4 protein-coding genes are annotated in these 7,029 nt (G+C 66.7%); all 4 read left to right on the forward strand.

Annotated features, from left to right (window positions below; all coding sequences use genetic code 11):
* On the forward strand, window positions 1–1,629 hold a 1,629-nt coding region (locus tag HUU94_RS10380; RefSeq protein ID WP_174275010.1), incomplete at its 5' end, for a phosphoenolpyruvate carboxylase.
* Between the two features lie 142 nt (window positions 1,630–1,771).
* Window positions 1,772–3,541, forward strand: a complete 1,770-nt coding sequence (locus HUU94_RS10385) for a sensor domain-containing diguanylate cyclase (RefSeq protein ID WP_174275011.1) — start codon at window positions 1,772–1,774, stop codon at window positions 3,539–3,541.
* 124 nt (window positions 3,542–3,665) lie between these two features.
* Window positions 3,666–4,823 (forward strand): efflux RND transporter periplasmic adaptor subunit, encoded by a 1,158-nt coding sequence (locus tag HUU94_RS10390; protein WP_174275012.1) that lies wholly within the window; start codon window positions 3,666–3,668, stop codon window positions 4,821–4,823.
* A 13-nt stretch (window positions 4,824–4,836) separates the two neighbouring features.
* On the forward strand, window positions 4,837–7,029 hold a 2,193-nt coding region (locus HUU94_RS10395; protein WP_174275013.1), incomplete at its 3' end, for an efflux RND transporter permease subunit.

Consider the following 7,029-nt stretch of genomic DNA (forward strand, 5'->3'; position numbering starts at 1 on the left):
CCCGCCGCGCTGCGCGCCGATCTCGTCGAGCTCGCGCACGCCCTCGCCAGCGGCGGCGGCGCGACTTTGGCCTCGGGCGGTGCGCTCGGCCGCCTGATCCGCGCGGTCGAGACGTTCGGCTTCCACCTTGCCACGCTCGATCTCCGCCAGAACAGCGATGTGCACGAACGCGTCGTCGCCGAGCTGTTCAAGGTCGCGGGTGTCGAGGCGGATTATAGCGCGCTCGACGAGGCGGCCCGGATCGCCTTGCTGCGCGGCGAACTCGCCTCGCCCCGCCCGCTCACCGGTCCGCACCTCGTCTATGGCGACGAGACCAGCTCCGAGCTCGCCATCGCCGCCGCTGCCGCAGATGCACACCGGCGCTACGGGCGCGAGGCGATCACCACCTATATCATCTCTAAGACCGCCACCGTCTCCGATCTGCTCGAGGTCGATGTCCTGCTCAAGGAGGCGGGTCTCTACCGTCCCGGAGACCCGCCAAGCGCCGATGTGATGGTCGTGCCTTTGTTCGAGACGATCGAGGATCTGGAAAACGGCCCCAGTGTGATGGCCGCATATTTCGCGCTGCCCGAGGTCGCCGCGCGGGTGGCGGCGCGCGGGCATCAGGAAGTGATGGTCGGCTATTCGGACAGCAACAAGGATGGCGGCTATCTGACCTCGGTCTGGAGCCTCAACGAGGCGAGCCGCGCGCTCGAGCCCGTCTTCGCGCGGGCCGGCGTCGCGATGCAATTGTTCCACGGACGCGGCGGCGCGGTCGGGCGCGGCGGCGGATCAGCCTATGCGGCGATCGTCGCGCAGCCGGCAGGCACGGTCGAAGGGCGCATCCGCATCACCGAACAGGGAGAGGTGATCGCCGCCAAATATGGCACCCGCGCCGCTGCCTCGATCAATCTGGAGGCGATCGTCGCCGCGACGGTGGTCACCAGCCTCGCGCCGATGCAGACCGGGGACGAGGCGCGCTTCCATGAAGCGATGCGGGGCCTCTCGGCCACGGCGTTCCGCGCCTATCGCGGCCTGGTCTATGAAACCGAAGGCTTCCGCGCCTTCTTCCGCCAGTTCACCCCGATCGAGGAAATCGCCGGGCTCAAGATCGGATCGCGCCCGGCAAGTAGGACCAAATCGGATCGGATCGAGGATCTGCGCGCGATCCCATGGGTGTTTAGCTGGGCGCAGACGCGCGTGATGCTGCCCGGCTGGTATGGCGCGGGCGCGGGATTTGCCGCGTTCGAGGACCAGGGGCTGCTGCGCGCGATGGCCGCCGAATGGCCCTTCTTCGCAACCACGCTCGACAATCTCGAAATGGTGCTCGCCAAATCGGACATGGCGATCGCCCAACGCTATCTTAGTTTGGTGGAGGCGCCGCTCCACCCGATTTTCGACAATATCAGAACGGGTTGGGAAAAAGCGCGCGATTGTCTGCTGGCGATCACCGGGCAATCGCGGCTGCTGGAAAACAATCCCCAGCTCGATGCCTCGGTGCGGTTGCGCCTGCCTTATATCGAGCCGCTCAACCTGCTGCAGATAGAACTCATCCGTCGCCATCGCGCGGGCGAAAGCGATCCGCGAATCGCCGAGGGCATCCAGCTTTCGATCAACGCCATCGCCACGGCATTGCGCAATAGCGGATGAGGCTCAGCTTGCCTGTATCCTAAGCTGGCCTTAATCCTTCGCCCTTAGGACATTCGGGGAAAGCAACGGCGCGGGCTTAGGGGTGGCGAGGGGAAAATCATATATTGCTAGGCGGCCGTGGGCACTGGCGCTGACCAGCGGCGTGCTGCTGTTCGTCGCAGGCTTGCTCAGCGAGCTGCTGCCGCATCAGCGCGGGCTCACAGCACTCTGGCTTCCCAACGCCATCCTGCTGGCCTTGCTGCTGGAAAAGCGGCGGTCCGGCGGGCGGCTCGCGCTGCTCGCGGGGGCGCTTGCGGCCGGGATCGTCTCGCTCGTGGTGCGCGGCATGCCGCCGATCACGATCCTGACATTTCCGCTCGCGAACATCCTCGAAAGCGTCACAGCGGCGGCGCTGATCCGGCGTATGGGGGGCATTCTCGGCACCTTCGATCGCGTCGAAGACGTGTTGCGGATGGTCGCTGCCGCGCTGATCGCCCCGCTCGTTCCCGCCCTGCTCGGCATGGTCGCGCTGCATGAGGCGTTCGGGTCCGCCTGGGTGGCGAGCTGGTATGCCTGGTATGGCGCGGGCGCGCTCAGCCTGGCGATCGTCACCCCCGCCGCGATGGTCGCGATCGCGCTATACCGGGATCCCCGGTTGCGGGCCCGGATCAGGCATGGCGCCGCCGATCTCGTCGGCATCCTCGCGCTGATCGCGGGCATGGCGTCGCTGATCTTTTTCTACGTCACCTTGCCCGGCCTGTCCCTGCTGCTGCCGTGCGCGATGTTCGCGGCGTTTCGCCAGCGCCAGGCCGGCGCGCTGGCCGCGGTACTCGTCATCGCCCTCGTCGCGATCGAGGCGACGATGCATGATTATGGCCCGATCGCGCGCACCACCGTGCTCACGCCGGAGCTGCGGATGGTGATGCTCCAGCTATATCTCGGCGCCACCTTCCTCGTGGCCCTCCCGGTGGCGAGCGCGCTGACGGAGCGCGATTCCCGCGCCGCCGAGGCCAATCGGCTCGCCGAACGGTTTCGGGCGGTGGTCGAAAATGTCGGCGAGGTCATTTTCTGCACCGATGCCGCAGGGCGTTGGACCTATCTCAACCCCGCCTGGAGCACGATCTCCGGCTATCCGCTTTCGTCCAGCATGGGGGCGTCGTGGCTCGATCATGTCGAGACGCAGGACCGTGACGAGCTCGAAGGCTGGGTACGCCCGGTGCTCACCGGGGAGATCGAATCGAGCCGTCGCCTGATCCATTTCCAGACCGGGCATCGCGGCCGGCGCTGGATGGAAGTTGCGATGCACACGCTGCGCGATGGCGCCGGCCAGGTGATGGGCGCCACGGGCACGCTGCGCGACATCGACGATCGCAAGCGGCTGGAAGAGCATGTTCTCTCTGCCAAGCGCGATGCCGAGCAGCGCGCTGCGGAGGCGGCGACGCTCGCGGCGACCGACGAGCTCACCGGGCTCGCCAATCGCCGCGCCTTCCAGCGGCATCTCGGCCGCCAGATCGAGGCGTCGCGCGAATTGGGCCAGACCTTCGCGCTGGCGATCTTCGATGTCGATCATTTCAAGGCGGTCAACGACGAACATGGCCATGTCGTCGGCGACCGGGTGCTGCAACGGGTTGCGCTGCGGGCGCTCGGCGCGGTTCGCAGCGGCGATCTCGTCGGGCGGATCGGCGGCGAGGAATTCGGCATATTGATGCCGGGAGCCAACGCGGACGATGCCGCGATCGTCGCCGAACGCCTGTGCCGGTCGATCGAATCGGTCGTGGAGACCGAAGGCAAGCCTCTCCCCGGCGTCACCGTCAGCGTCGGCGTTGCGGCGCTGGACGATAGCATGGCCCCGGGCGAGTTGATGTCGCGCGCCGATGTCGCGCTCTATGCCGCCAAGGCCAGCGGACGGAACCGGATCAAGCTCGCGGCCTGATCGCGCCTCATGCTGCGTCGCCGCATTTTCCGGCTTGCGATCCGCAATTTAGGGGAGCAGTGCTAACCCAACCTCATAACCAGCCGCGACGCCCAACCCCTCGCGGCCTTCAGACGGAAGGTTCATGGCCGGCAGAACCGCAGCAGCCTTCGCGGCGGCCTTGCTCCTGATCGGTTGCAAAAAACCGCAGAAGCCCGCGCCTCCTCCCCCAACGGTCATGGTCGCGGTCCCGCTTCAGCAGCGGATCGTCGACTGGGATGATTATGTCGGTCGGTTCGAGGCGATCGACACGGTGGATCTGCGTCCCCGAGTCGGCGGCTACCTCACGCAGATCGCCTTTCGCGACGGGCAGGCGGTACGCAAGGGCCAGCTCCTGTTCGTGATCGATCCACGGCCTTATCGCGCTGCGTTCGCGCAGGCCGCCGCGCAAACCGCGCGGGCGCGGGCAACGCTCAGCAATGCCGAAGTCGAGCAGAAGCGCGCGCAGGCCCTGTTCGCCGCGCAGGCCGGGAGCCAGCAGGAACTGGAGGCGCGCAAGGCCGCCGCGCAGCAGGCGCGTGCCGATCTCGGCGCCGCGCAGGCCAATCAGCAAGCCGCCGCGCTCAACGTCGCCTTCACGCAGATCCGCGCGCCGTTATCGGGTCGTATCTCCGATCGCCGCGTCGCGGTCGGCAATCTCGTCACCGCCGATCAGACGGTGCTGAGCTCGATCGTCAACGACAATCCGATCCGCTTCGGCTTCCAGGCATCGGAAAGCCTGTTCCTGAAACGCACGCGCGCCAATCGCCGCGCGGTCGGCGATCCGGTGGACATCAAGCTTCAGGATGAGTCCGCCTATCGCTGGCACGGCAAGCTGGATTTCATCGATAATGCGCTCGACGTGAATTCGGGCGTGATCCGCGGCCGTGCCGTCGTGCCCAATCCCGGCGGCATGCTCACGCCGGGGCTCTACGGTCACATGCGGCTTCCGGGCTCGGCCCCTTATATAGCGCTGCTCGTGCCCGATGACGCGGTCAGCGCCGATCAGGAGCGGCAGGTGGTCATGGTCGTCGACAGGGAAGGCAAGGTGCGCCAGCGCGTCGTTCAGATCGGGCCGCTCGTCACTGGGCTGCGCGTGATCCGCAGCGGGCTCAAGCCCGACGAGGTGGTCGTCGTTGCCGGGCTGGCGCGCGCCAGGCCCGGCGCGCAGGTGACGCCCAAGACTACCCGCATCGTCCCGCGCGCCGCGCCGCCGGCCCCGCCTTATACCGAGCCGGCCGCCAGCTCCGCCTCGCCCGTCTGATCGCGCATCCCGGATGCGGATAAGCCATTTCTTCATCGAACGGCCGATCTTCGCGGCGGTGATTTCGATCGTCATCGTGCTGCTCGGCGCGATCGCCTATCCGCTGCTGCCCGTCGCCCAATATCCCGAGATCGTGCCGCCGACCGTGGTGGTCTCGGCGCAATATCCCGGCGCGTCCGCCGAAGCCGTCGCCGATCAGGTCGCCGAGCCGATCGAGGAGCAGGTCAACGGCGTCGAGGACATGCTCTACATGACCTCGCAATCGACCGGCGACGGCCGGATGCAGATCACGATCACCTTCAAGCTCGGCACCGATCTCGATAAAGCGCAGGTGCTCGTCCAGAATCGCGTCGCGGTGGCGCAGCCGCGGCTGCCGTCCCAGGTCCAGTCGACCGGCGTCATCGTGCGCAAGAGCTCGCCCGATCTGCTGCTGGCGATCCATTTCACCTCGCCCGACAAATCGCTCGATCGCGACTATATCGGCAACTATGTCACATTGAACATTCGCGATCAGCTTCTGCGCATCAAGGGCGTCGGCGATCTGACGATCCGCGGCCCGCGCGATTTCTCGATCCGCATCTGGATCGATCCCAACAAGGCCGCGGAGCGCGGACTGGACGCCGAGGACATTACGGCAGCACTCCAGCGCTCGAACGTCCAGGTCGCGGCCGGCACGGTCAACCAGAATCCTACCGAGGAAGGCGGCGGCGCCTATCAGCTCAACATCCAGACCAAGGGCCGGCTCACCAAGCCCGAGGAATTCGGCGACGTCATCATCAAGCGCGATGCCGATGGGCGGGTTACGCGCGTCTCCGATATCGCCCGTGTCGAGCTGGGCGCGCAGGATTATACCACCGAGGCGCATCTTAACGATGATGATGCCGTGCTCGCGGCGGTGCAGCAGCTACCCGGCAGCAACGCGATCGAGACCGCGAACGCGATCCGGCAGAAGATCGCCGAACTCGGCAAGACCTTTCCGCCGGGGCTCAAGGCGCAGATCGTCTATAATCCGACGCAATATGTCGCCGAGTCGCTGAAGGAGGTCCGCAAGACGCTGGCGGAAGCGCTGCTGCTCGTCATTCTCGTCGTGATGCTGTTCCTGCAAAGCTGGCGCGCGGCGGTGGTGCCCGTTCTGGCGATTCCGATTTCGCTGATCGGCACGTTCGCGATGATGCTGGCGGCGGGGTTCAGCCTCAACAATCTCTCGATGTTCGGGCTGGTGCTGGCGATCGGCATCGTCGTCGACGATGCGATCGTCGTGATCGAAAATGTCGCGCGGCGGATCGAGGAAGGCGATGATCCGCGCACCGCCGCGCACAGATCGATGGACGAAGTCGGCGGCGCGCTGATCGGCATCGCCCTGGTGTTGTGCGCGGTATTCGTGCCGGCGGGCATGATCAGCGGCATCACCGGGCAATTTTATCGCCAGTTCGCGCTCACCATCGCCACCGCGACTTTGATCTCGCTGCTCGTCTCGCTGACGCTTTCGCCCGCGCTCGCCGCGCTGCTGATGAAGCCGCACAAGGACGTGAAGGCCGAGGATCTGCCCGCGTGGCGTCGTCCGCTCCATCGCGGCGCCGAGCTGTTCAACCGTGGCTTCGATCGGCTCGGCGATCGCTATGGATCGCTCACGGGGCGGCTCGTGAAGATGCTGCTGCTGATGTTCATCGTCTATGGCGGGCTGTTGCTGATCACCGGCTGGCGGATCGCGGCGACGCCGACGGGCTTCATCCCCGATCAGGATCAGGGCAGCCTGATCGTCGCGGCGCGCCTGCCGGAGGGCACATCGCTCCGCCGTACCGACGCGGTCTCAAAGCGGCTGGTCAAGGCGATCCGCGCAACCCCTGGCGTGTTCGCGATCAGCGCGACCGTCGGCGTCGACGCCACCAGCAACACCGCCGCCAGCAATTCCGCGCAAATCTACGTCGTGCTCGATCCCTACGATGATCGCTCCAAGCACAAGCAGACCATCGCCGCGATGCAGGCGGCGGTCGAGAAGAGCACCGCCGATATCATCGATGCCGATGTCAAGGTGATCCCGCCGCCCTCGGTGCGGGGTATCGGCACGGCGGGCGGCTTCAAGCTGGTCGTCGAGGATCGCGGCAAGGCGGGCATCAAGGCGCTCGATCAGGCGGCGGCGCAGCTGATCGCCGCCACCGGCGCCGGCGGTGGTGCCGGCGCGGGCGCGAAGCCCGGGGCCGGCGGG

The organism is Sphingomonas bacterium, assembly GCF_903644055.1.
GTDB lineage: Bacteria > Pseudomonadota > Alphaproteobacteria > Sphingomonadales > Sphingomonadaceae > Sphingomonas_I.

Bases quoted from the DNA above. Each gene is read 5' to 3' on its own strand.
- HUU94_RS10390 (WP_174275012.1), top strand. From the start codon at position 3,666: ATGGCCGGCAGAACCGCAGCAGCCTTCGCGGCGGCCTTGCTCCTGATC.